This is a genomic window from Parageobacillus thermoglucosidasius (assembly GCF_001295365.1).
GTDB classification, from domain to species: Bacteria; Bacillota; Bacilli; order Bacillales; family Anoxybacillaceae; genus Parageobacillus; species Parageobacillus thermoglucosidasius.
The window spans coordinates 2892033-2916391 of sequence record NZ_CP012712.1 but is presented as its reverse complement, the minus strand read 5'-3'; the positions used below and the strand labels follow the sequence as shown (position 1 = coordinate 2916391).

The 24359-nt window shown below is 46.3% G+C and carries 20 protein-coding genes; 18 read left to right on the top strand and 2 right to left on the bottom strand.

Going from position 1 to position 24359, the window contains the following annotated elements:
* Window positions 1-231: 231 nt before the first annotated feature.
* Together AOT13_RS14305 and AOT13_RS20655 are read left to right on the top strand one after the other, a co-directional pair.
* A complete protein-coding gene (locus AOT13_RS14305) occupies window positions 232-2163 on the top strand; it encodes a hypothetical protein (protein WP_013400649.1) in 1932 nt (643 codons plus the stop codon).
* Between the two features lie 72 nt (window positions 2164-2235).
* On the top strand, window positions 2236-2376 hold the full coding sequence (locus tag AOT13_RS20655; protein ID WP_013400650.1) for a hypothetical protein: 141 nt from the start codon (window positions 2236-2238) through the stop codon (window positions 2374-2376).
* Between the two features lie 21 nt (window positions 2377-2397).
* Here AOT13_RS20655 and AOT13_RS14300 read toward each other — a convergent pair whose 3' ends face one another.
* Together AOT13_RS14300 and AOT13_RS14295 are read right to left on the bottom strand one after the other, a co-directional pair.
* Window positions 2398-2760 carry a hypothetical protein gene (locus AOT13_RS14300; RefSeq protein WP_013400651.1) on the bottom strand — a complete coding sequence of 121 codons (363 nt, stop codon included), beginning with the start codon at window positions 2758-2760 and terminating at the stop codon, window positions 2398-2400.
* A gap of 45 nt (window positions 2761-2805) precedes the next feature.
* The gene (locus tag AOT13_RS14295) at window positions 2806-3909 is read right to left on the bottom strand and encodes a histidine kinase N-terminal domain-containing protein (protein WP_003250020.1); all 1104 of its coding nucleotides are present in this window, start codon (window positions 3907-3909) and stop codon (window positions 2806-2808) included.
* Window positions 3910-4077: 168 nt separating this feature from the next.
* On the opposite strand from AOT13_RS14295, the gene AOT13_RS14290 reads away from it, so the two are divergent.
* The 16 genes from AOT13_RS14290 (at window position 4078) to AOT13_RS14215 (ending at window position 24311) form a co-directional block, all read left to right on the top strand.
* The gene (locus AOT13_RS14290) at window positions 4078-5052 is read left to right on the top strand and encodes a YncE family protein (protein ID WP_042383770.1); all 975 of its coding nucleotides are present in this window, start codon (window positions 4078-4080) and stop codon (window positions 5050-5052) included.
* An 8-nt stretch (window positions 5053-5060) separates the two neighbouring features.
* Entirely contained in the window at window positions 5061-5738 is a 678-nt protein-coding gene (locus AOT13_RS14285; protein WP_013400653.1) for a response regulator transcription factor, read from the top strand.
* Entirely contained in the window at window positions 5739-7145 is a 1407-nt protein-coding gene (locus AOT13_RS14280) for a sensor histidine kinase (protein ID WP_013400654.1), read from the top strand.
* Between the two features lie 73 nt (window positions 7146-7218).
* A complete protein-coding gene (cysK, locus tag AOT13_RS14275; RefSeq protein ID WP_003250027.1) occupies window positions 7219-8142 on the top strand; it encodes a cysteine synthase A in 924 nt (307 codons plus the stop codon).
* A gap of 173 nt (window positions 8143-8315) precedes the next feature.
* Window positions 8316-8951: a Bax inhibitor-1/YccA family protein gene (locus tag AOT13_RS14270; RefSeq protein WP_049780705.1), complete on the top strand. Its 636-nt coding sequence runs from the start codon at window positions 8316-8318 to the stop codon at window positions 8949-8951.
* Window positions 8952-9232: 281 nt separating this feature from the next.
* On the top strand, window positions 9233-10015 hold the full coding sequence (locus AOT13_RS14265) for a hydroxypyruvate isomerase family protein (protein WP_042383768.1): 783 nt from the start codon (window positions 9233-9235) through the stop codon (window positions 10013-10015).
* Window positions 10016-10077: 62 nt separating this feature from the next.
* Window positions 10078-10974, top strand: a complete 897-nt coding sequence (locus tag AOT13_RS14260) for an NAD(P)-dependent oxidoreductase (RefSeq protein ID WP_013400656.1) — start codon at window positions 10078-10080, stop codon at window positions 10972-10974.
* A 180-nt stretch (window positions 10975-11154) separates the two neighbouring features.
* Window positions 11155-12483, top strand: a complete 1329-nt coding sequence (locus tag AOT13_RS14255) for an FAD-binding oxidoreductase (protein ID WP_013400657.1) — start codon at window positions 11155-11157, stop codon at window positions 12481-12483.
* A gap of 1 nt (window position 12484) precedes the next feature.
* Window positions 12485-13843, top strand: a complete 1359-nt coding sequence (locus AOT13_RS14250) for a (Fe-S)-binding protein (protein ID WP_003250037.1) — start codon at window positions 12485-12487, stop codon at window positions 13841-13843.
* A complete protein-coding gene (locus AOT13_RS14245; protein ID WP_042383767.1) occupies window positions 13840-15285 on the top strand; it encodes an FAD-binding oxidoreductase in 1446 nt (481 codons plus the stop codon). The genes AOT13_RS14250 and AOT13_RS14245 overlap by 4 nt, the downstream gene beginning before the upstream one ends.
* A gap of 103 nt (window positions 15286-15388) precedes the next feature.
* Complete coding sequence (locus tag AOT13_RS14240; RefSeq protein ID WP_003250039.1) at window positions 15389-17572, top strand: malate synthase G; 2184 nt, start codon at window positions 15389-15391, stop codon at window positions 17570-17572.
* 181 nt (window positions 17573-17753) lie between these two features.
* Window positions 17754-18971, top strand: a complete 1218-nt coding sequence (locus AOT13_RS14235; protein WP_042383766.1) for an NAD(P)-dependent malic enzyme — start codon at window positions 17754-17756, stop codon at window positions 18969-18971.
* 4 nt (window positions 18972-18975) lie between these two features.
* Window positions 18976-19755: a fumarylacetoacetate hydrolase family protein gene (locus AOT13_RS14230; protein ID WP_003250042.1), complete on the top strand. Its 780-nt coding sequence runs from the start codon at window positions 18976-18978 to the stop codon at window positions 19753-19755.
* Between the two features lie 98 nt (window positions 19756-19853).
* A complete protein-coding gene (locus AOT13_RS14225) occupies window positions 19854-20639 on the top strand; it encodes an IclR family transcriptional regulator (protein WP_013400660.1) in 786 nt (261 codons plus the stop codon).
* Between the two features lie 131 nt (window positions 20640-20770).
* A complete protein-coding gene (locus AOT13_RS14220) occupies window positions 20771-23032 on the top strand; it encodes a DEAD/DEAH box helicase (RefSeq protein ID WP_042383764.1) in 2262 nt (753 codons plus the stop codon).
* Between the two features lie 13 nt (window positions 23033-23045).
* Window positions 23046-24311, top strand: coding sequence for a ribonuclease H-like domain-containing protein (locus AOT13_RS14215; RefSeq protein ID WP_080695314.1), 1266 nt, complete (start codon window positions 23046-23048; stop codon window positions 24309-24311).
* The last annotated feature ends 48 nt before the right edge of the window (window positions 24312-24359 follow it).

The window sequence follows — 24359 nt, the reverse complement described above, 5'->3', positions numbered from 1 at the left end:
ATAATTATAAATTTTTATTTAACATAAACATTATTATTTTTGTAAAAAATATATAAAAATATTTTTCTAAAATATTTTTATATGTTATTTTTATAAAATTTATAAAATTTAGCAATCGCATGTGATGAATAAGTGAAGTAACAAAGGTTTTTTGTTGTAGGAAGATGGTTTGTTTCTGGTGAAGGGGGGTACACTATGCGTGCTGCAATTTTCAATGGAAGGTGAAATGGAATGCGCAAACTGTATATCCTTATTATCATTTTCCTTTTATTGTTCATTGGAGGAGGGTTTTTTTTTAACAGTAATGCCGAATATGCCCTTTTACCTGAAAAAGATGATGTAGTAAAGTATGAAGCGAATCATCAAACAGGCACGGATATTTGGGGGGAATGGATTGGCACGGAAGCGGGAAAATCATTTGCCGATCATTCAAAAACGTCTGTTTCTGCCAAACATGGCGCTATTGTTGTCGATAAACAGCTGCTTCAATTGGGGCGAGAAGTGTTTTATAAAGAAACATTTGGCAATGAGGTGTTTTTGACGGATATGATGGGGTTGGTGAACGGACCGTTAACGATGGCGAATATCGCCAAGGAGGTTATTTCTTTAAAAGGAAAGGGAACGACAAATTTGCAAGTGGAGCTGGCAGAAGATGTGACCATTGGTGACCGAACGTACAAAAAAGGGGAAAAAATTGACACAGGCATCGATGTTCCTAAAGGATCCTATTTGCCGTTGGGAATGCCGGTTGTTTGGGATCACGGTAAGCTTCGCATTGGCATTAGTTGCGCGGCGTGCCATGCGACGGTGGATCCAAAAACGAAGAAGGTGGTAGAAGGAGCGCCTAACAATGATTTAAATGCTGGACTGCTTATGGCGTTAGCCACCAATTCCGCTGCTTATTTTACGCATGCGGATATAAAATCGCTGAAGAGCTATATTCGTTCTATGGATCGGACAGTGATGGATTCAAAAGGGAGGAAGTCGTCACTTCCTGATCCGCAATTGCTTGAAAAAGAGGTAGACCGCATTTTTGCGAGTTGGCCACGTGGAAATTTCGATTCCACTATCGATATGAAAGCAAATCCGTCACAAATACCGGATTCATTTACATTAGGAGATCATCCGTACGGATGGAGCGGGTTCGCGACAGCAGGACCGTTCCGCGGGCTTGCTACGTTTAGCAACAACGTTCACGCACAAAATGCCGATTCTCTTGCGCAATCGGAGCTTAGCGAAGCGTTATTTGGAGTGGACAAAGAAGTATATATTGGAACGATACTGCAAAATGCTGCTAATCCAAAATTTCGCTATAAGCCAAACGGGAACGAAAAACCATCGGAGTTTTTTGCAAAGGTGGATCCGACCCCTGGTGTTGTCGGCGTCAACAAACTCGTTGCTCCGCCGCAATTCCCGAAAGTATCGCTCGTAGCGCCGGATGGATTAGTAGCTAGTGAACCGGGATATCGCTTTAATGAGCAAAACAACGCTGTCGCTGCTTGGCAAAATACGATTAATCCTCCATCCCTAAGTGCAAAAATGGATGCAAGGCAAATAGCTCGGGGACGTGATGTATTTGTTCAAGCCGGATGTATTCGCTGTCATGCGGGAGCGTATTTCACCAATAACCGTGTCGTTGCAGCGAAGGTGGTCGGAACCGAGCCATCGCGGGCACAAGCGTTGAAGAAAACAGAAAAAGTATTTGCTGAAGCGGTTTTCTATGCTCCGGATACCCCTGTTCCAGTTCCGAAAAACGCTAAAGTACTAAAAGTGCCGACAGAACATTTGGATACAGAACAAATACGTTTAGCGTTTGCGCATGGCGATTCGAAAGGAGGTTATAAAGTGCCGAGCCTGATCGGTCTTTCTTGGAGCGCTCCGTATCTCCATGATGGGGGCGTTGCGGTCGGACCGAACGGGGAGCTCGGTTTAACGGGAACGCTAAAAAAAGGAATTGTACCTGATGCGCGCAACAGTCTTCGCGCATTGATAGACCGGACGCTACGGCAACAAGTGATCTGGGCGAATGCTTCTGATCCGCAACTTCGTGCTGTGCATGTCAGCGGCGATGGACATCGTTATTGGATTGATCCACAGGCGGGATTTACGAGAGAAGAACAAGAAGCTATGATCGATTATTTACTTTCCCTTACCGATCCGTAGTCAATTGGGAGCAGTTTACTCGCAAAAACACATCCTCCTCGGTCCACACTAACGGATAGGGGAGGAAGCTAGATGAACGAAACGTGTTTTTATTGCCAAGTTGAATGCGTGGATCAAGTTCATTATGTATCGTTTTACGTTTCGGAAGAAGAACGCGAAGAAGCGTTATGTCCGCAATGTTACGAGGAGTGGCTTCATGGCATGAAAGGATAGATAGAAACACAAAACCGCACCTTACTGTGATATAGGTGCGGTTTCTTTCGTAAGCGGCGGAGTTGTGACGAGCTTGTGAAGATCGCTGTTTTCATCATAAGAACGGTAAACAATGGGAGCGGAATTGGAGGAAGAAACAGCGATAAATAAAATATGCTCATCGTTTCCTTTCGTCTTCTTTGTTTCCATTGTTAAGGCTACCTTGTCTAAATGAAGGGAGTAAAATCGATATGTTAGGCCAAGCCATGTCTTTTCGGATACTGACGTGTCGGGATGCTCCCGGATCAGTCGTGCGATATCGGAAAAGGAATGTTTCTCGCGCTGCAGCCGGTCTATTAGCGTGTTCGCCGTCTGTTTCATCCACTTTTTCCATGATTTGAACATTGTTCTCACCTTTTTTATTTAAGTATGCCCTTTCCCTTCATTTGTTTATACAGGCAGACTGATGGAAAAAGAAGTCATATGTTCATTCGAGGTGCACGTAATTTGCCCGCCATGATCTTCAATGATTTTTTTGCAAATGTAAAGGCCAATTCCTGTTCCTAGTTTTTTTGTTGTAAAAAACGGTTCAAAAATTGTTTTGACCATTTCTTCTGGGATGGCTGGCCCGTTGTTGATAATTTTAATATAAACGGATTCACCCTGACGGTAAGCGTCGATATAAATGCAGCGGGGTTTGTCTTTTTCTTTCACCGCTTCAATGGAATTTAACAAAATGTTGATAAACACCTGGCGGAGCTGGTCTTTGTAGGCAAATATATGTATCGCTGAGTCAACGGACACCGAGATTTGCACATCCCCGTCAACAATGCTTGCGTATAAAAATTCAATAATTTCTTCGAATAGCTGGGAAAGCGAAAAAGTTTCTTTTTCGCTTTCAACGATTTCTTGTCTGGAAGCATGAAGAAATTGGGAAATGCGGAATTTAAGTTGCTGCAGTTCATGGTCAATAATATTCAGATACGGCAAATCCGGATGTTCCATTTTTAATAATTGAACAAACCCGATAATCGCTGTCAGCGGATTGCGAAATTCGTGCACAAAGCTTGACGACATTTGGCCAAGCAAGGTTAAGCGGTCTTTATGGGATTGCGTGATCAATAAGTTTTTTTCTCGTATTTCCGCTTCTTTTAACTCGCTGTATTTTGTGACGGCGTAAAATAAAAATTGATCAAACAAACAATTGATTTCATCGATCAGCGGGAACAGTTCTTCAATCGGCAATGCAGATTGAAGCGCATACTTTACCACTAATCTGCGGCCGAGATTTGTATTGTAAACAAATTCGCCGATATTCATATTGGTTTCTGCCCGTTCTTTCGCGATTTTGTAGGCAAGCTGTTCGATATTGTCCCGGTTGGGTGAGTGAAGCAGCGTGTCTTTGACGAGCTGGAACATGGCGATTCCGTTATGCATGACATGATCGATATATTTATCATTATCAGCGATATACATATGGCGTTGCCAGTATGAAAGAAAGTCGGAAAAGTGCGCGTCTAAATGTGCGATTAATTTTTGTGCCGCGGATGTCAAACGATGTCACCCCGTTTTTATCTATTTACTTTTATTATAAAAGGGAATGGGCAAGTAGAATAGATGGAAAATGGCATTCCTTCATTGATTGTTAAATGTGAACAATATTTCACAAATATTTCACAATATTTGTTTATAATGGACTTATTGAGGAAAGGAGGGGGCGAGGTGAGAAGGATATGCCTGTTTCTTCTTATATCGGGGCTGTTCTTGATGTATGGATGCGAAAAAGCAACATTTCCGGCAGTTCCAAAGCGGCCGCAAATATTAATGAGCGTTAACATAAAAGAGGAAAGTGTCGCATTTTTTGACGCGAAAACAGGAGAGGCTTTGGCGAAATGGAAGGTGAAGAAACCGATTCAAGGCGCTGCATTGCTTCACGATCAGCGAACATTATTGCTATACGGCAATGAGCTGGATCGTGTTTATCTATATGATATCCATACTGGAAAAGAAGCGCAGGAATGGCAGACGGGAAAAGGAATTGTTCGTGCGCTTGCATCGAATAAAGGAGATGCCGTTTTTTTGGCAGATGAGCGGCAAAACGCCATCCGCATCTTTAAAAAAAATGGACAGGAGGACGGGAAAATCGCGGTGGGCGACAAGCCGCTGACATTGTTGCAAAACGATGCAGGAACGCTTCTGTATGTCATTGATTTTCGCAGCACTAAAGCATATATCGTCCAAGTGGACGAACGGCGGGTCATTCGGACATTTTCTGTTCCGGAATTTGCCGTTAGCGGCTTGCTGCGTGAAAAAGAAGGAGAATTGTGGATTGGCGGGCACGGAAGCGGCAGCACCGTGGAAACGAATATTCATATTTACTCGGCCAGCACAGGAGCGTTTATCAAAACTGTGGCAGCACCCGTGATGCCTATCGATTTTGCGGAAACAAACGAAGGAATTTATGCTTTAAGCCACGGATCGAGCACGCTATGGAAATGGGATGATTCAGGAAAATTGCAATCATCTGTTACCGCAGGGGCGAATCCGTTTGCCATGATCGGGGCAAACGGGCGGTTATACATTGCCAGTTATGATAGTGATGAAATATATGTCGTGGACGAGCGTGCGATGAAAGTCATCGATCGTTGGAAAACAGGGAAAGGCCCGTTTCAATTGTTGATGGCAAAAGGAGGATGACGGTGCGGATGACAGTTGAAAAGAAAACGGTATTAATTGTGGATGATGAGGAAGATATGCGGTTTTTAGTCAAAATGTATTTAGAAAACGCTGGTTTTTCTTGTTTGGAAGCCGAAGATGGCGACAAGGCGCTGGACGTTTTGGCAAATGTGAAAGTAGATGCTGTTTTAATTGACATTATGATGCCGAAAATGGATGGGTTTTCCTTGTGTGAGCGGATTCGCTGGCAATCGGACGTCCCTATTTTGTTTTTAACAGCAAGGGGAGAAGAATGGGATAAAGTAAAAGGCTTGAAGCTTGGCGGTGATGACTATATTGTGAAGCCATTTAGTCCGGGTGAATTAATCGCCCGCATTGAAGCGGTGATGCGCCGCGCCTATCACGCCGGCAATCATGACCTTTCGTTTGGACCGCTTACGATTGATGAAAGAGGAAGAAAAGTAACGGTAGACGGGGAGCCGCTCATTCTTACTTTAAAGGAATTCGATTTGCTTTTGTTTTTGGCGAAACATCGCGGGCAAGTGTTTAGCCGCGAAGAACTGCTCGCAAAAGTATGGGGATATGATTACACGGGAAATGTGCGAACGGTCGATACCCATATAAAAACGCTGCGCATGAAGCTAAAGCAGGCGAGCGAGTTCATCCATACAGTGTGGGGAATTGGCTATAAATTTGAGGTGTCGTGAATGCGGCGGAACACGTTGACATTAGAGCAGAAAATATGGTTGATGATTAGCCTCAGCGTTATTTTAACCGTATCGTTTTCCTCATTTTTGTTAGATTATTTCTACCAAAAATTGTATGTAGATAAAGTAGAACAGACGCTGCTCCAAGAAGGAAAATCGCTGGCATCCGATTATCACGGCGGGGAAGTCAGCGAGACATTCCGGAAGCAAATTGAATGGTATGATGAAAAGTCAACAGCCGAAGTGATATTAGTAAATAATCCGCGCGAATTAAGCGCTTGCTTGCCGTTTGACATTGACTATCAATCACTGATTAGCGGCAAAGATCGCGCGAAGCTGCTGCGCGGGGAAACGGTGACGAAAATCGGCTATGAGAAGCGATTTCACCGCAAAATTATGGGAGTGATCATCCCGCTATTAGATGATCATCGCCTGCAAGGGGCGATTTACCTTTACATTCCGCTTGCAAGCATTCAAGAGTTAACGAAAGAAGTCGCCATGATTTGGCTTCCGCTCGCGGCGCTGTTTGTCTTTGTTCTTCTTATTGCCGGGAAGCGGCTCGTTCGCCACATCACCGGTCCGCTAAAGGAGATGGAGGAAGTTGCTTATCATATGTCACAAGGAAACTATGAAGCGCAAATCCCGGTGCGGACGAATGACGAAATCGGCAAGCTGGCAAAAGCATTCAATATTATGGCGAAAGCAGTTGCTGAAGAAGATATGCGGAAGCGCGAGTTTTTAGCTAACGTTTCTCACGAATTGCGGACACCGATCAGCTATGTGAAAGGATATAGTGAAGCGATATTGCAAGGATTGGTGAAGACGAAAGAAGAACAAAGAAAGCATGTGCAGCTGATTTATCGGGAAGCGGGCCGAATGGAGCGGCTTGTCCGTGATTTGCTTGATTTGGCCCAATTAGAAGGAAATAGTGTGCCATTGCAAAAAGTCCCGCTTGTATTTGCGCAAGTGATTGAAGATACGGTCGCAAAATACGAACCGTTTTTACAAAAAAAGCAAATTACGCTTGCTGTGGAATTAGATCATGATATTATTTTGGAAGGGGATGCCGACCGGCTTGAGCAAGTCGTGCAAAACCTTTTAGATAATGCTGTCCGTTATACCCCAGACGCCGGAAAGATTGATATACAATTAAGAAAAGTAAGTGCTAAGAGCTGCCAGCTGATCATTCGTGATTCCGGAAAAGGGGTTCCAAAAGAAAAGCTGGCGTTTCTTGGGCAGCGATTTTTCCGCGTGGATCAGGCACGTTCGCGAAAAGAAGGCGGCACGGGGTTAGGTTTGGCGATTGTCAAACAAATTATTTCCCTGCATGACGGCACGATTTCCTTTTTTAGCGAAGAAGGAAAAGGAATGAAAGTGGTCATTGAGCTTCCGATATACCCAGAGTAGTAATCATTGAAAGAAATTAAAAAAAGACTTATAATCAGATAAAGATAATTTGCATAAAGGTTGGGGACTTGCGATGAAACTATACAACTCTGTTTTAGACTTAATCGGCAATACACCAATTGTCCAATTAAACAAGATTCCTGATCCGCATGGCGCGGACGTATATATGAAACTAGAATCGTTTAATCCGGGGGGAAGCGTAAAAGACCGGGCGGCGTTTGAAATGATTCGGCGCGCGGAACAAGAGGGAAAGATTGTTCCGGGGAAAAGCACGATTATTGAGCCGACTTCCGGAAACACCGGCATCGGCTTGGCGATGGTTTGCGCGGCCAAAGGTTATCGCTGCATTATTACGATGCCGGATAACGCAACAGCTGAACGTGTTAAAATTTTGAAAGCGTACGGCGCGGAAGTGCATTTAACGCCGGCAGAAAAACGGATGAAAGGGGCGATTGACGAGGCGAACCGGCTCGCCGCGCAAATTCCGGACAGCTTTATCCCGATGCAGTTTGAAAATCCGGCCAATCCGGATGCGCATCGCCATAGCACGGCCCGCGAAATTCTTGAAGCGTTCGACGGCCAACTCGATGCGTTTGTGTTAACGGCTGGCACTGGCGGAACGGTGACAGGCACCGGAGAAGAATTGAAAAAGCGTATTCCGAATTTGCGCATTTATGTCGTAGAGCCGTATGGCTCCCCTGTATTATCGGGAGGGAAGCCAGGACCGCATAAAATCCCAGGCACGGGCCCGGGGTTTATCCCGAAAATTTTAAACCGCCATATTTACGACGATATTTTTCTTATTAAGGATGAAGACGCACAAATGATGGCGCGCCGCCTTGCCGCAGAAGAAGGCATTCTTGTCGGCGCTTCTGCCGCTGCCAGCGCCTTTTATGCGATCAAAGTTGCCAAACAGCTTCCAAAAGGCGCGCGCGTCCTTTGCATGGCGCCGGACTCGGGAGAACGGTATTTATCATCCGATTTATTTGCGGAGTAACGAAGGCTCGCACAGGCGAGCCTTTTGTTTTCTTATGGATCGTTTGCGCTGGCAAATGAAACATTATTCATCATAACCACAAATTTTTTACATTTTTTATGTAAAAATGCCATTCGGCTAATGACCGGAGATGGTCTATTATGATAAACTAGGGAAAAAAGGAGGAATGCATGTTGAATTACTCGACAACGTATTCATCAAGCCCCATTGCTAAATTGGCGGCTGCATTTTTAACAGCGCTGGCGGTAGCGACAGGAGGGCTTTATATTGGGCAGTGGATTCCGATATCGCTGCATTTGCCGCTTGCCGTGCTGGAAATTGTGCTGCTGCTTGTGATGATCTTTGCCCGCAGCAAAAAAGCGGTCAGCTATCCGCTTATGTACAGCTTTATGCTCGTATCCGGCGCTACGCTCTATCCGCTCATCGGCCATTACGTTGCAGTTATTGGCGCCGAAGCGGTGTTCAAGGCGTTTGCGCTGGCGGTCGTTTCGTTTTCCGGCGTGGCCATTTATGCGGCGAAAACGAAAGAAGATTTTTCGTTTCTTGGCGGCTTTTTGACATTAGGCGCATTTGCGCTGCTCGGTCTCTTAATTATCCAATGGTTTATTCCGTTTTCCAGCGTCGGGCAAATGGGGATCGCTGCCTTAGGGATTCTCATTTTCCTCGGTTTTACGATTTACGATATTAATCGTCTTGCCCGCCATGGTTTTACGGAAGCGGACATTCCGATGATTGTTGTCAACATTTATCTTGACTTTATTAACTTGTTTATTTACATTTTGCGCTTTTTTGCCAGCGATGAAGATTGATGGAACGTCCGTACAAAAAAGGACTGTTTTCCCTGTTGTTAAGGGAACAGTCTTTTCTTTCGTTGCGGATAAATTGTAAGCGGTCACACGGATGATCGCGCTTTGCAAAGATGAAATAGCTGCTGCAAAGCTGATTATCTCTAACACTAACAAAGATACATACCGGAAGAATTCCCTGTTTTCTTGGGCAAAACGCTGAAAATATAGCGAAGCTTCTTAGCCGTTCCGCTTAAGGCGAATGTCTTGCATATAATCATTTTGGTAATAAGGGGGAAGAAAGAATGAATCCGTTTTCCGTTAATATATCGACAATTTTTACGGAAGTGCCGTTTCTGGAGCGGTTTCAAAAAGCGAGAGAATGCGGCTTTTCGCTTGTGGAATGCCAGTTTCCGTACAAATATCCTGTCGAACGCATCCGCGATGAGCTTCATCAATATCAATTATCGCTTGTGTTGATCAACTTGCCTCCGGGAAATTGGGAAAAAGGGGAAAGAGGGATAGCGATTTTTCCAAATCGGACGGACGAATTTCAACGTTCTGTTGAAGAAGGCATTCGCTATGCAACGGAATTGAACGTTCCGTATATTCACTGCATGGCGGGAGTGCTTCCAGCTGATTTAGAGCGGCAAAAAGCAAAAGAAACGTACATGCGTCATCTTTATGACGCGGCAAAGCAAATGGCACACCACTCGTTAACGCTTTTAATTGAACCGATCAATCCGTTTGATATGCCGGATTATTTTTTAACAAACATTCATGAAGCTGTTTCGATGGTGAAAGAAATTGGATTGGCGAACATCAAGCTTCAATATGATTTTTATCATATGCAGCGAATGAATGGAAATTTAATGGCGACATTTGAAACATATGTTGATTGGATTGCCCATGTTCAAATTGCGGATGTTCCGGGAAGGCATGAGCCGGGAACGGGTGAAATCCGTTACGAGTACATTTTTCAACGTTTGCAGCAGTGCGGCTACAAAGGGGCAATCGGATTGGAATACATTCCGTCGGGAAAAAGTGAGCATAGCTTTCATTGGCGTACGTTATCCATTGACCGTTGATTTTGCTATAAATAGTTAGGAAAGGGGGAAGCTTCGTCACTCCAATGGCGAAGCACAAACAGATGAATATCGGATTTATTGGCACAGGTGTGATGGGAGCAAGAATGGCTAGACGTCTCCTTGGCGCAGGTTATCATGTCATCGTGTACAATCGTTCGCCCGAAAAAACAGAAGCGTTAGTACGGCTGGGGGCAGACAGAGCCAGCACGATCGCAGAACTGGCCCGGCATTCGCATGTCATTTGCACTTGTTTATCGATGCCGGACGATGTTATCGACGTTTATTTGCGGAAAGAAGGGGTGATCGAAAGCGCCCGGCCGGGGACGATTTGCCTTGATTTTACGACAGTGGGGCCGGATACGAGCAAAGCCGTTGCGAAACGGGCCAAAGAGAAGAAAATCGATTTTTTGGATGCTCCGGTAAGCGGAGGGCCAGAAGGAGCGGAGCAAGGCACGTTAACGATAATGGTCGGCGGAGCGAAATCGGCTTGGGAGCGGGTGGTGCCGCTATTGAACGTCCTTGGTGAAACGGTGGAGTATTTGGGGCCGAGCGGTTCGGGAAGTGTGGCAAAACTAATCAATCAATATCTTGTCGCCGTCCATTCTGTTGCTGCCGCAGAAGCAATGGTCGCTGGGGTGGCGCTTGGGCTGGATGCCAAGCAGCTTTACCGGATTTTAAAAGCGAGCTACGGAGACAGCCGCATGCTTCGCAGGCATATGGAACAATATGTTTTTCCGCGCAAGTTTGCAGCAGGCGGAGCAGTCAAATATGTATATAAAGACGTTTGTTTGGCGAATCGGTTGATGAATGAAACGGGGGTGAGGCAATTTTTAGGGCAAATTGCCGAAGAGACGTTCGCGGATGCGATGAAACAAGGGCTAGCGGATTTAGATATGTCTGCGATCATTCAGCCGTTAGAGAAGCGGTGCAATGTGATGGTAACAAAGGAAGAATCATAAGCAGAATTATAAATAAATTCTAAATAAAAAAATTCATTGAAAAATTCGAAAACAGATGGTTTAATAATAAATAATAACACACGCAAAAACGGTTATTCGCTGTTTATCGTTTGCGTGTTTATTTTTATCCATTAAAAGAAACAGTGTTTCTTATTACGAAACAACAAGGAGGTGCAATGCGTGCTGTCTTTGGAGTGGAAAAACAAGTTAACGGAGTTTCTTTCAGAAAAGCAAATACAAATAGATGAACACGGATCGCATCCGCTCGGCAACAGCGGCCATGTGACTGTGTATCCGCAATCGGAAGAAGAAATTTCGAACATTTTGCGCTATGCGAACACCTATGGAAAAACAGTGTGCATCGCTGGCGGGGGGACGAAACGAGGATTTGGCGGGCAGCTGGAATGTGCCGATATTTTGCTGTCTTTAGTGAATTATAGCGGCATTGTCGAGCATGCGGCCGCAGATATGACGGTGACGGTGAAATCCGGGACGGTGTTTCAACAATTACAAGATTATTTGGCGGAGTATCGCCAAAAGGTGGCGCTTGATCCTGTGTGGCCGCAATATGCGACAATCGGCGGGGTGATTTCCGCTAATGACAGCGGCCCCAAGCGCCTTGGATACGGTTCAGCGCGCGACAGCGTCATTGGCTTGCGCATCGTATACCCGGATGGGACGGTCATCCGTTCCGGAGGGAAAGTCGTGAAAAATGTCGCGGGCTATGATATGAACAAACTATTTATCGGGGCGATGGGAACGCTTGGAGTAATATCGGAAATCACGCTGAAACTTCGCCCGCTGCCGAAATATGAAAGCCTCGTGCTGCTGTCTTTTCCGTCCGGGAAGTTAGACGAAATCCGTTCGTTTGCTGTCCAATTTCTTGATTCGATGATGGAACCGGTCTGTTTCGAATTATTAAGCCCGTCATTGTCAGAACGGCTCATCGGCCATTCTGCTTATACGTTAGCGATAGGGTTTGAAGATGTCGAAAGCGCCGTGCGTTATCAAGTGGAATTTGTAAAACGTTTCCAACCGCCTAACACAAAAATTCTCATTTTATCACAAGAAGAAGCAAAATCGTTCTGGCAAACGTTTTATACGATCGGACCGAACGGGGCTGCCCCTGATCCATTGGGACAGTCCGTCGAAGCGGCGGTGAAAATCGGTGTCGTGAATTTCGATGTTCTTCCTATCATTCGGGAAAGCGATTTGCTGCAAGAGAGATGCCATGTTCATATCGAGGCGCACGGCGGGTTGGGGCACGGCTTGTGCCAAGTATATATCAAAGGAGAAAGCGAGCCGGTTATTGCCGCGGTCAAACAGCTGCGGGCGACGGCAGCGCAGCTGGGCGGGTACGCCGTTGTGAAGCATTTGCCGTTTTCGTTGCGGAAGCGCATCGATGTGTGGGGAGAAAAACCATCATATTTTTTCCTGCTGGATGGAATTAAACGGAAAATCGACCCAAACCGGATATTAAACAACCAGCGGTTTATCGGAGGGATATAAGATGAGTTTGCGAGAAAGTGAAATAAAAAGCGAGCCAGCATGTACAACAATTAGCCTTGGCAACTATCGCTTCAGCGATCCGCCTGATCCAAGCAAGTGGGCTGACTGTGTTCATTGCGGCATGTGTTTGGAGTCGTGTCCGACATACGAACAAACCGGACAAGAACAACATTCGCCGCGCGGGCGCGTGCATTTGATGAAATCGGTGGGAGAAGGGAAGCTGGAGATTACGGAAGATTTGATCGATCCGATTTTTATGTGTTTGGACTGCCGGGCATGCACGACGGCGTGCCCAGCCGATGTGGATGTCGGCGGATTGATTGAAGAAGTACGGGGGCAAATCCGGCAGGCGATTCCGCTAACAGGATGGAAAGCTTTTGTTAACGATTTCTTCTTAAAAGGAGTGTTTCCGCATCCATCCCGTCTTCATTTGCTCGGAAGCTTGCTGAAATTATATCAAAAAAGCGGGCTGAAGACGATCGCGCGCAAAACGAAACTGCTCCATATCATGCCAGAGCATCTCGTGGAGATGGAAGCGATTTTGCCGGAAGTGGGAATACCGGTGCGAAAAAAATACAAACATATGAATGTCATAAAAGCAAAAGGAGAAACGAAACATACGGTGGCGCTTTTGACAGGATGTGTCATGGACGTCATGTTCAGCGATATTAACGAAGCGACGATTCGCGTGTTGACACGCAACGGAAACGATGTCATCATTCCACAAAATCAAACGTGCTGCGGCGCGCTTCATGTGCACGCGGGAGACCGCGAGACAGGCCGGAAACTTGCCAAACAAAATATCGAAGCGTTTCAACATGCCGACCGTGTCATCGTGAACGCCGCGGGCTGCGGCTGCATGTTAAAGGAATATCCGGAATTGTTCCGCGATGATCCGGAATGGCGCGAGAAAGCGGAGCAGTTTTCGCAAAAAGTCGAAGATATTTCAAAATATTTGCATGATACAGGCTATGAAAAGCCAAAAGCGGAATTAAACATGCGCATTACGTACCATGATGCTTGCCATTTGGCGCACGGCCAAGGAATCCGCCAAGAACCGCGCGCGATTTTATCAAGCATTCCGGGAGTGGAGATGGTTCCGATGCCAAACGCCGACCGCTGCTGCGGAAGCGCAGGGATTTATAACCTTACCCATCCGGAAATGGCAAACGATATATTGGAAAGCAAAATGCAAAATGTTCCGGAAGATGTGGAGCTTATTTCTATGGGGAACCCTGGCTGCATGCTGCAAATGGCGATGGGGGTTTTGAAATACGGCCGAAATCAAAAAGTCGTCCATACCGTACAGCTGCTTGACTGGGCGTATCAAAAAGAAGACGGAAAGGAGGTGCGCGTATGAGAAGAAAAAGGCTGCAAACAAACGACCCGCATATTCAGGCGCTAGCCCGCATTGTCGGCGGGGAGAACTCGATTTTGTATAAAAAAGAAGATTTGATCGCTTATGACTGCGACGGATTTACCGTTCATCGCCATTTGCCGAAAGCGGTGGTGTTTCCGAAAAATACGGAAGAAGTTGCTGCGGTTGTGAAGTATTGCCACGAACATGATTTGCCGTTTCTGGCCCGCGGGGCGGGGACGGGATTAAGCGGTGGCGCGATTCCGTTAAACGGCGAAGTAATCATCAGCTTAGTCCGGATGAAACGGCTCATCAGCGTCGATCTAGAAAACCGCCGTGCGGTTGTCGAACCGGGGTTTGTCAACTTAAAGCTGACGAACTCCATTTCCGACAGAGGGTACTATTACGCTCCCGACCCATCGAGTCAATATTGCTGCACGATTGGCGGAAATGTCGCGGAAAACGCCGGTGGCGCACATTGTTTAAAATATGGAGTCACAACGAACCATATTTTAGGGCTTGAAGTCGTGCTCCCAAACGGGGAAATTATCGAAATCGGCAAAAACGGCATTCCAGACCCGCCGGGATACGATTTAATCGGATTATTGACCGGTTCTGAAGGGACATTAGGGATCGTTACAAAAATTACAGTGCGCATTTTGAAAAATCCGGAAGCAAAACAGACCGTGCTGGCTTATTTTGACCGTGTGGAAGATGCGAGCCAGGCCGTTTCCGATATCATCTCCGCGGGGATGGTTCCAGCGGCATTGGAGATGATGGATCAAACGGCGATTGAAGGAGTCGAAGCGGCCGCTTTTCCGGTCGGGCATCCGAAGGACATTGAGGCGCTTCTTTTAATCGAAGTGGATGGCATTTCCGCGGGGATTTCCGAGCAAATTGAAGAGATTTTGCGCATTTGCCGCAACCGGAATGTCCGGGAAGTGAAAGTGGCGCAAACAGAAGAAGAACGGGCGCGCTGGTGGGCAAACCGGAAAACAGGATTTGGCGCAATGGGAGCGATTTCTCCTGATTATTTAGTGCAAGACGGAGTCATTCCGCGCAGCAAATTGCCGGAAGTGTTAAAGAACATTCAACAAATCAGCAAAAAATATGGATTGCGCATCGCAAACATTTTCCACGCTGGCGATGGAAATCTTCATCCGCTCGTTTTGTTTGATGCGAGCAAACCGGGGGAAACCGAAAAGGCGCTTGCCGCGGGCAGCGAATGTTTGCAAGCGTGCGCAGCCGTCGGCGGGTCGATTACCGGGGAACACGGGGTCGGCATTGAGAAAAAAGAAGAAATGCGCTTTATTTTCAGCGATGAAGAAATCGCCGCGCAAACTGACATTCGCGATGTGTTTAATCCAAAAAACTTATTGAACGCGGGAAAACTGTTCCCGACGCCGGGGCGCTGCGTTGAAGTAAAACAAAAGCAGTCTTTATAAGAAAATGGTTGAAATATGTTTCACTCCATGCTATGATTTTTTTAAACAATTACAAAACGTTGTTTCGTAATAAGAAACAAAAATAGATGGAGGAGAGGGGAAAATGGGAGAATACGTCAAAGTTGGAAATCTCCAAGTCGCAAAACTGCTTTATGAGTTTATAAACGATGAAGTGCTTCCGGGAAGCGAAGTGAACAGCGAAACATTTTGGAAAGACTTTGAAACGCTGATTGCCGATTTAACGCCGAGAAACAAAGCGCTGCTTGCGCGCCGCGATGAAATTCAAGAAAAAATAAATCAATGGCATAAAGAGCACCGCGACAATTTTAACAAGGAAGAATATAAAGCGTTTTTAACGGAGATCGGCTATTTAGAGCCAGAAGTGGACGATTTCGAGATTACCACCGAAGGAGTGGACGATGAAATTGCCATTCAAGCTGGCCCGCAATTGGTCGTGCCGGTTACGAATGCCCGCTATGCGCTGAATGCAGCGAATGCCCGTTGGGGCAGCCTTTATGATGCCTTATATGGAACGGACGCGATCAGCGAAGAAGGCGGGGCAGAACGCGGTGATTCTTACAATCCGGTCCGTGGGGCAAAAGTAATTGCTTATGCGCGCGAGTTTCTCGATCAAGCCGTGCCGCTGAAAGAATATTCGCACAAAGACGCCGTTCAATATGCGGTAGTTGACGGAAAACTGGTAGTATCCGTTGACGGCGGCAAGACGACAACGCTAAAAGAGGAAGAAAAATTCGTCGGTTTCCAAGGAAACCCGGAAAATCCGACGGCGGTTTTGTTAAAAAATAACGGTCTTCACATCGAAATTCAAATTGACCGCAGCCACCCTGTCGGAAAAACGGATAAAGCAGGTGTGAAAGATGTTTATTTAGAAGCGGCGGTTACGACGATTATGGACTGCGAAGATTCGGTGGCGGCAGTTGACGCGGAAGATAAGGTGCTCGTATACCGCAATTTGCTCGGCCTTGTCAAAGGAGATTTGACGGCAACGTTCACAAAAGACGGAAAAACGATAACACGCGAGCTAAAACCGGACCGCGTTTATCAAACGCCGGATGGTAAAGAACTTACTCTGCCAGGCCGTTCGCTTATGTTCGTCCGCAACGTTGGCCATTTGATGACGAACAATGCGATTTTGGATGCAAACGGCGAAGAAGTATATGAAGGAATCATCGATGCGGTCGTGACAAGCTTAATTATGAAACATTCGCTTCTTGGCAACACCCGTTACGCAAATTCACGCAAGGGCTCGATTTATATCGTTAAGCCGAAAATGCATGGTTCTGAAGAAGTCGCTTTCGCCAATGAATTATTCGACCGCGTCGAAGATATGCTTGGGTTGAAACGCAACACGATTAAAATCGGCGTCATGGACGAAGAACGTCGCACAACATTGAACTTGAAAAACTGCATTTATCAAGTGAAAGACCGCATCGTCTTCATTAATACAGGCTTTTTGGACCGGACTGGCGATGAAATCCATACATCAATGGAAGCTGGACCGATGATTCGCAAAAATGATATGAAAACATCAGCGTGGCTGCAAGGCTATGAAAAATCAAACGTCAGCATTGGCTTGGCCACTGGATTCCAAGGCCGCGCCCAAATCGGCAAAGGAATGTGGGCGATGCCAGATATGATGGCGGAAATGCTAAAGCAAAAAGGCGGGCAACTAAAAGCGGGCGCAAATACGGCTTGGGTGCCTTCGCCGACAGCTGCGACGCTGCACGCGCTTCACTACCATCAAATTAACGTCGCTGAAGTGCAAGAGGAATTGCGAAAAGAGCAGAAAGATTACCGTGATGAAATTTTGCAAATACCAGTTGCCGTGAACCCGCAATGGACGCCGGAAGAAATTCAAGAAGAGCTTGATAACAACTGCCAAGGCATACTCGGCTACGTCGTCCGCTGGATCGACCAAGGGATCGGATGCTCGAAGGTGCCGGATATTAATAATATCGGCCTGATGGAAGACCGTGCGACATTGCGGATTTCCAGCCAACATATTGCAAACTGGCTCCACCACGGCATTTGCACGAAAGAACAAGTATTGGAAACGTTAAAACGGATGGCAAAGGTCGTCGACGAACAAAACGCCGGTGATCCGAACTATCGCCCAATGGCTCCTGACTATGACAATTCGGTTGCCTTCCAAGCGGCGTGCGACTTAATATTTAAAGGTTATGAACAGCCAAACGGCTACACCGAACCGATTTTGCACCGCCGCCGTTTAGAGGCAAAAGCAAAATACGCAGCCATTCAACAATAAAAAAACGGGTGGAACAAGGACATTCCTAGCTGGTGTCCTTGTTCCACAATGGTACTAATATTTTCTGAATATTCAAAATAAAAGGAGGTGCAAATCCTAGTTACTACGCAAGCATTGCCGAACGAAAAGCAGCAGAAAGGCGGCAAAGTCAATGAAAGAGGTTAGTAGCTAGGTGGTAATGATGCGGAACCTTCGGGAAAAATCGCTGTTTGTTCATCAGCATGCAAAAGGAAAACTACGTGTAGACGTAAAAGTTCCGGTGCAAAACAAGGAAGATTTAAGCATCATCTATTCTCCAGGAGTGGCAGAACCATGCAAAGCGATTTATGAAAATCCGGAATCGATTTATGATTATACGATGAAAGGAAACTTTGTGGCGGTTGTTTCCGATGGGTCTGCAGTGCTGGGATTGGGGAATATTGGAGCAAGTGCGTCCATGCCTGTCATGGAAGGAAAAGCCGCCTTATTTAAAGCGTTTGCCGGCATTGATGCAGTGCCGCTTTGCATTAACACAAATGATCCGGAACAAATTATTCAAACAGTGAAATTGTTAGAACCGACGTTTGGCGGAATTAATTTGGAAGATATCGCTGCGCCAAACTGCTTTTTGATCGAGGAACGCCTTAAGCAAGAATTATCCATACCAGTATTTCATGATGATCAGCATGGGACAGCGATTGTAATCGCTGCCGGATTGACCAATGCACTGAAGGTCGTGCAAAAACGTTTGAGTGATTGTAAAGTAGTTGTGAACGGAGCAGGTGCTGCAGGAATCGCCATTACGAAGATGCTTCTTCATATGGGAGTGGGCGATCTCATTTTATGTGATTCGAAAGGGGCGATTTACGAGAATCGTCCGCACGGAATGAACGCAATCAAAGAGTCGATGGCGACAGTAACGAACCGAAACCGTCTGCAAGGGGATTTAAAAGAGGTTATTAAAGGAGCCGATATATTTATTGGGGTTTCGGTTGCCGGTGCGTTAACGCCGGAAATGGTCCGCTCCATGAACAGCAATGCCATTATTTTTGCGCTCGCCAATCCTGTTCCGGAAATTATGCCGGACGATGCGAAAGCAGCTGGAGCGGCAGTGGTGGCAACGGGAAGATCGGATCTTCCAAACCAAGTGAATAACGTTCTTGCCTTTCCGGGTGTGTTCAAAGGAGCATTGCAAGTGAGAGCTTCCGAAATTAATGAAAAAATGAAACTAGCGGCTGCGGATGCCATTGCCAATTTAATCAGTCCAGCAGAATTGACGAACGATTATGTCATCCCGAATCCGTTTGACAGGCGCGTGGTGGAAGCGGTGGCAGACGCGGTTGCGCGTGCGGCGATCCAAACGGGGGTTGCAAGAAAACCTTTTGACAAAGAGCAGGAAAACATCTTGGGGAAGGAGTAATGTGATGAAATTCGCCAGATTTGCCGCAGGTGGAAAAACATATATGGGCGTTGTTGAAGATGATCTAATTCGGGAGATTACCGGTGATTTATTCACCAATTGGGAATACACGGGAAATACGTTCCATATAAAAGAAGTTATGCTGCTTGCGCCGCTTATTCCGCATGAAATCATCGGCATCGGCGCCAATTATGTGGCGAAACAGGAACAATTGCCAAATGAGTTGCCGGAAATTCCGGTCTTTTTCTTTAAACCGTCTTCGTCGGTCATTGGCCCGGAAGAAGAAATCGTCATACCGGCAGGAGTTGACAAAGTAAAATTTGAATCGGAATTGGCCGTTATTATCGGAAAAGAAGCGAAAAACGTCCCGGAATCGGAAGTATGGCAATACGTCTTTGGCTATACAGTGGCAAACGATGTGACGGCACCGCAATTTTTCCATCCGGACGGACATTGGACGATCGGAAAATCGTTCGATACGTTTACTCCGTTAGGCCCTGTCATCGAAACGGATCTTGACCCGTCTTCCGTTTACGTGAAAGCGAGGTTAAACGGGGTCGAAAAACAAAACAGCCCGACGAAATTGATGATTATCCCGATCAGCAAGATGATTGCTTATTTGACAAATGTCATGACATTGAAGCCGGGAGATGTCATTTTGACAGGAAGCCCGGTGGGAGCCGAGCTAGTAGGAGCCGGCGATGTCATTGAATGTGAAATCGCTGAAATCGGGACGCTGCGAAATACGTTCGTGGCGGCCAAAGAGCGGGCGAAAACATGTTAAAGGTGATGCGAATAGATGCGTGCAACCAACCGGATGGGAAATGCCCGGCAATAAGTGTATAATGGTCAATGGACGAAGGACGGTCAGAGGTGAAGAAAATGGAAAGAGAAAATTTAGTGAAATCAGTAAGCCGGGCATTGCATATTATCGATATTGTCAGTTCCAAAAAAGAAGGACTTGGCGTGACGGAAATTGCCAAACAAATGGATATCAACAAAAGTTCTGTTTATCGCATTTTATCGACACTTGTGCAACATGGATATGTCGAGCAAGATAAGGAAACAGAACGGTACAAGCTTGGCTATAAATTTTTGGAAATGAGTTCCAAGCTGCTTGAATCGATTGATTTGCGGAAAGAAGCGAAGCCATATTTGCAGCAGCTGGAGAAAGAAACGAACGAAGTCATTCATCTTGTTGTATACGACCAAGGAGAAGTCATCTATATTGAAAAATTGGAAGGAACAGAAACGTTGCGCATGCATTCGAAAGTAGGAAAACGGGCGCCGATGCATTGCACGGCCGTCGGGAAAGCCATTCTTGCCCATTTGCCTGTCAATGTGGCGCTGGAAATCATCGAGAGAAAAGGGCTGCCGAAGCATACGGATTTTACGATAACAGACCGCGATATGTTTTTAGAAGAATTAGAAAAAGTAAAACAAAAAGGATATGCGCTTGATTTAGAAGAAAACGAGTACGGAATTCGCTGTGTCGCTGTCCCTATTTTTGATTATACCGGCAGCGTCGTTGCTGCGGTCAGCATTTCTGGCCCGACGATCCGCATGACAGACGAACGGATAGAAAAACTGCAGGAACGCATTCAGGACATTGGCAGGCAAATCTCGAAAAGGCTTGGATATAGACAAAAAGACCATGCTCGGCAGTAAACGGCCGGGCTTTTTTATGTTAAGGACGTGATTTTTCTTGGCAATGCCTCTATTATTAAAGACGTGATTTTTCTTGGCAATGCCTCTATTATTAAAATAGAGAAGAGAGGAAAGCATTGAGGTGAGCGATTATGAAGAAAAAAACGTTGCGCGAATTGGTGGAACAATTGCGCAATGATCCGAATGTAGTATATTGGCACGAAATGGAGCCGCAAGAAGCGAACACCGTTCCGATGCCGGAACACCTTGATTTGCGTTTGCGAACAGCGTTGGAAAAACGCGGCATCGCTTCTCTTTATACGCATCAGGCAGCTGCTTTTGAGGCGGTGAGAAACGGAAACCATATCGTCGCTGTGACTCCGACCGCTTCGGGGAAAACGCTTTGCTACAATTTGCCTGTACTGCAAGCGATCGCAGAAAATGAACATACAAGAGCGCTTTATTTATTTCCGACAAAAGCGCTTGCGCAAGACCAAAAAAGCGAATTGCACGAAATCATTGAGGAAATGGACGTTCCGATTTATAGTTATACATATGATGGAGATACACCTCCGGGTATTCGCCAAAAAATCCGTAAAGCCGGCCATATTATCATGACGAACCCGGATATGCTGCATTCTGCGATTTTGCCGCATCATACGAAATGGGTGGCATTATTCGAAAATTTGCGGTATGTCGTCATCGATGAACTTCACACATATCGCGGGGTGTTCGGAAGCCATGTGGCAAATGTCATCCGCCGTTTGAAGCGCATTTGCGAATTTTACGGAAGCCGCCCAACTTTTATTTGCACCTCGGCGACGCTTTCCAATTGCAAAGAATTTGCTGAACGTTTAACAGGCGAAGAAATGACGCTAATTGATAACAATGGGGCGCCGCGGGGGAGAAAGCATTTTGTTTTTTATAATCCACCGGTCGTTCATCCATCGTTTAATATCCGCAAAAGCGCTACGGCGGAAGTAAACAAGTTAGCAAAACAGTTTTTGGAAAACGGCATTCAAACGATTGTATTTGCCCGCAGCCGCGTGCGTGTCGAGCTGATTTTAAGCCATCTGCAAGGGTTGATTAAAGATCAATTAGGCCGGAAAACGATTCGTGGCTATCGCGGCGGTTATTTGCCAAAAGAAAGACGGGAAATCGAAAAAGGGCTGCGCAGCGGGGAAATTATCGGAGTCGTTAGCACGAACGCGCTGGAACTCGGCGTCGACATTGGCCAATTGCAAGTATGTATTATGACCGGGTATCCCGGCACGGTCGCAAGCACTTGGCAGCAGGCAGGGCGAGCCGGGCGGCGCCACGGCGATTCCCTTGTCATTATGGTGGCGAGCTCCAGCCCGATTGACCAATATATCGTACAACATCCGGAGTATTTTTTTCAGCGCTCTCCGGAAGCGGCGCGGATTAATCCCGACAATATCCTGATTCTCGTCGACCATTTGAAATGTGCCGCATATGAACTTCCGTTTCGCCGCGGCGAAAAGTTTGGCGGCGTGGAAGTAGATGAAGTGCTTGAATTTTTAACAGAGCAAAAAGTATTGCATCACCGTGCCGGCAAATGGTATTGGATGAGCGATGCGTTTCCAGCGCATGACATTAGCTTGCGTTCCGCATCCCAGGAAAACGTCGTCATTATCGATATTTCCAAAACCGGCAATCACCGTGTCATCGGCGAGATGGACCGGTTCAGCGCAATGACGCTGTTGCACGAAGAAGCGATTTACCTTCATGAGGGTGTGCAATATCAAGTGGAAAAGCTTGATTGGGAAGAAAAAAAAGCGTATGTCCGCGAAGTGAATGTTGAATATTTTACGGATGCCAATTTAGCTGTACAGCTCCATGTATTGGAAGAAGACCGCAACGAACAAAGACCGCAGCTGAGCCTGCACTATGGCGACGTGTCTGTTCGCGCGATGGCGACCATCTTTAAAAAAATAAAATTGTCCACCTTTGAAAACATTGGTTCAGGGCCGATCCGTTTGCCGGAAGAAGAACTGCATACGACGGCGACATGGATCGAGTTCGGCGAAGAACTGGCGCAAATGGATGCGCCGATGGTGGAACAAGCGCTTGTTGGCATTTCCAATGTGCTTCGTCATCTTGTACCGATGTTTGTCATGTGTGACCGCACCGATATTCACGTTGTGCCGCAAATGAAGGCGCCGCATTCTGGAAGGCCGACGATTTTTTTGTACGATCGCTATCCGGGCGGCATTGGTTTGTCGGAAGCGGTTTTCGAACGGTATGATGAAATCATGGAAGAAGTGAAACATTTTATTGAGCACTGCCAGTGTGAAAATGGCTGCCCTTCTTGCATCGGGGTAATCGAAGAGGGCAACCATTCCGTGAAAAAAAACGTCCTTGCCTTTTTGCATAAACTATTAGCAAGCGATTGAAGGGATGAACACGATGTCAATGAAGCAAAAATTAGCAAGATGGAAGAATCAGCTAGCATCCCGGGCTTCCGTCCAGGAAGACCGGCCCAGCGCGCTCTTTGAAGAGCAGCAAGAAAAAGACGTTCCGTTTCTTGACGAGTGGCGCTGGAAAAACGTGCAACCGTTCTTTTTTGAAGGGGATTATTGTTTGATTCGCGAAGTCGTATATCCGCTGGATTATCAGCATGGGCGGTATCGGCTTGGCGAGCTTCATTATATTCATGGACGCTGGCAAGAAGCTTCGTTTGCGCATCCGCTGTCAAGCAAAGGGCATGAAGTGAGCGACTTATTTTTCTTTGATACGGAAACAACCGGGCTGAGCAGCGGAACTGGCCATTTCATTTTTTTGCTTGGCCATGCCCGCGTATATACCGACCGGGTTGTCGTCCGCCAGCATTTTTTGCCGCACCCCGGTGCAGAAGTGGCGCTGTATCAAAGCTTTTTGTCGGAAGTCGACTATACGACGCTTGTCACGTATAACGGAAAAGCGTTCGATTGGCCGAAAGTCAAGACGCGCCATACGCTCATTCGCGATGCCGTTCCGAAATTGCCGGCGTTCGGCCATTTTGATTTATATCACGCAGCAAAAAGAATATGGAAACAAAAATTAGAGTCCGTCCGCCTTTCCAATGTTGAAAAAGAAATATTGCAAATCGAGCGCAAAGAAGATGTTCCTGGCTTTTTGGCGCCGATGATGTACATGGACTTTTTATCGACGCCGCATCCTGACCGGATTTTTCCGGTGCTTCGCCATAATGAACTTGATGTTTTATCGTTAATTTGCCTCTATATTCATTTATCGAAACAGCTGCTTGAAGCGCCGCAGCTGAACGACGCGCTGGAACAGTTGGAAACAGCACGGTGGTTGGAGACATTAGGGGAGACGGCTGCCGCGAAAAGCGTTTATGAGCGTGTGATCGAAAAAGAAACAAAAGAAGCTTGGCAGGCCCAATGGCAGCTCTCGCTGTTATATAAAAAAGAAAAACGGTATAAAGAGGCTGTGGACATATGGGAGCAATTATGGCAGCATGGCCATGATACGTGGAAAATAAAAGTCGGAGTTGAGTTGGCGAAAGCGTATGAACATCATTTCCGCGATATCCATGCGGCGCATCGCTACGCCGTCAGCGCATATGAACGATGGAAAGCATTGTCCCGCTCCTATAAACAACGAAATGATGCACAAGAGATGGAATGGATCAAGCGTATAGAGCGCCTTCAGCGGAAATTGCATCGTTAAAATATTTCCGCGGAAAGCGCAAAATGCGACAGAAAATAAAAATTTCTA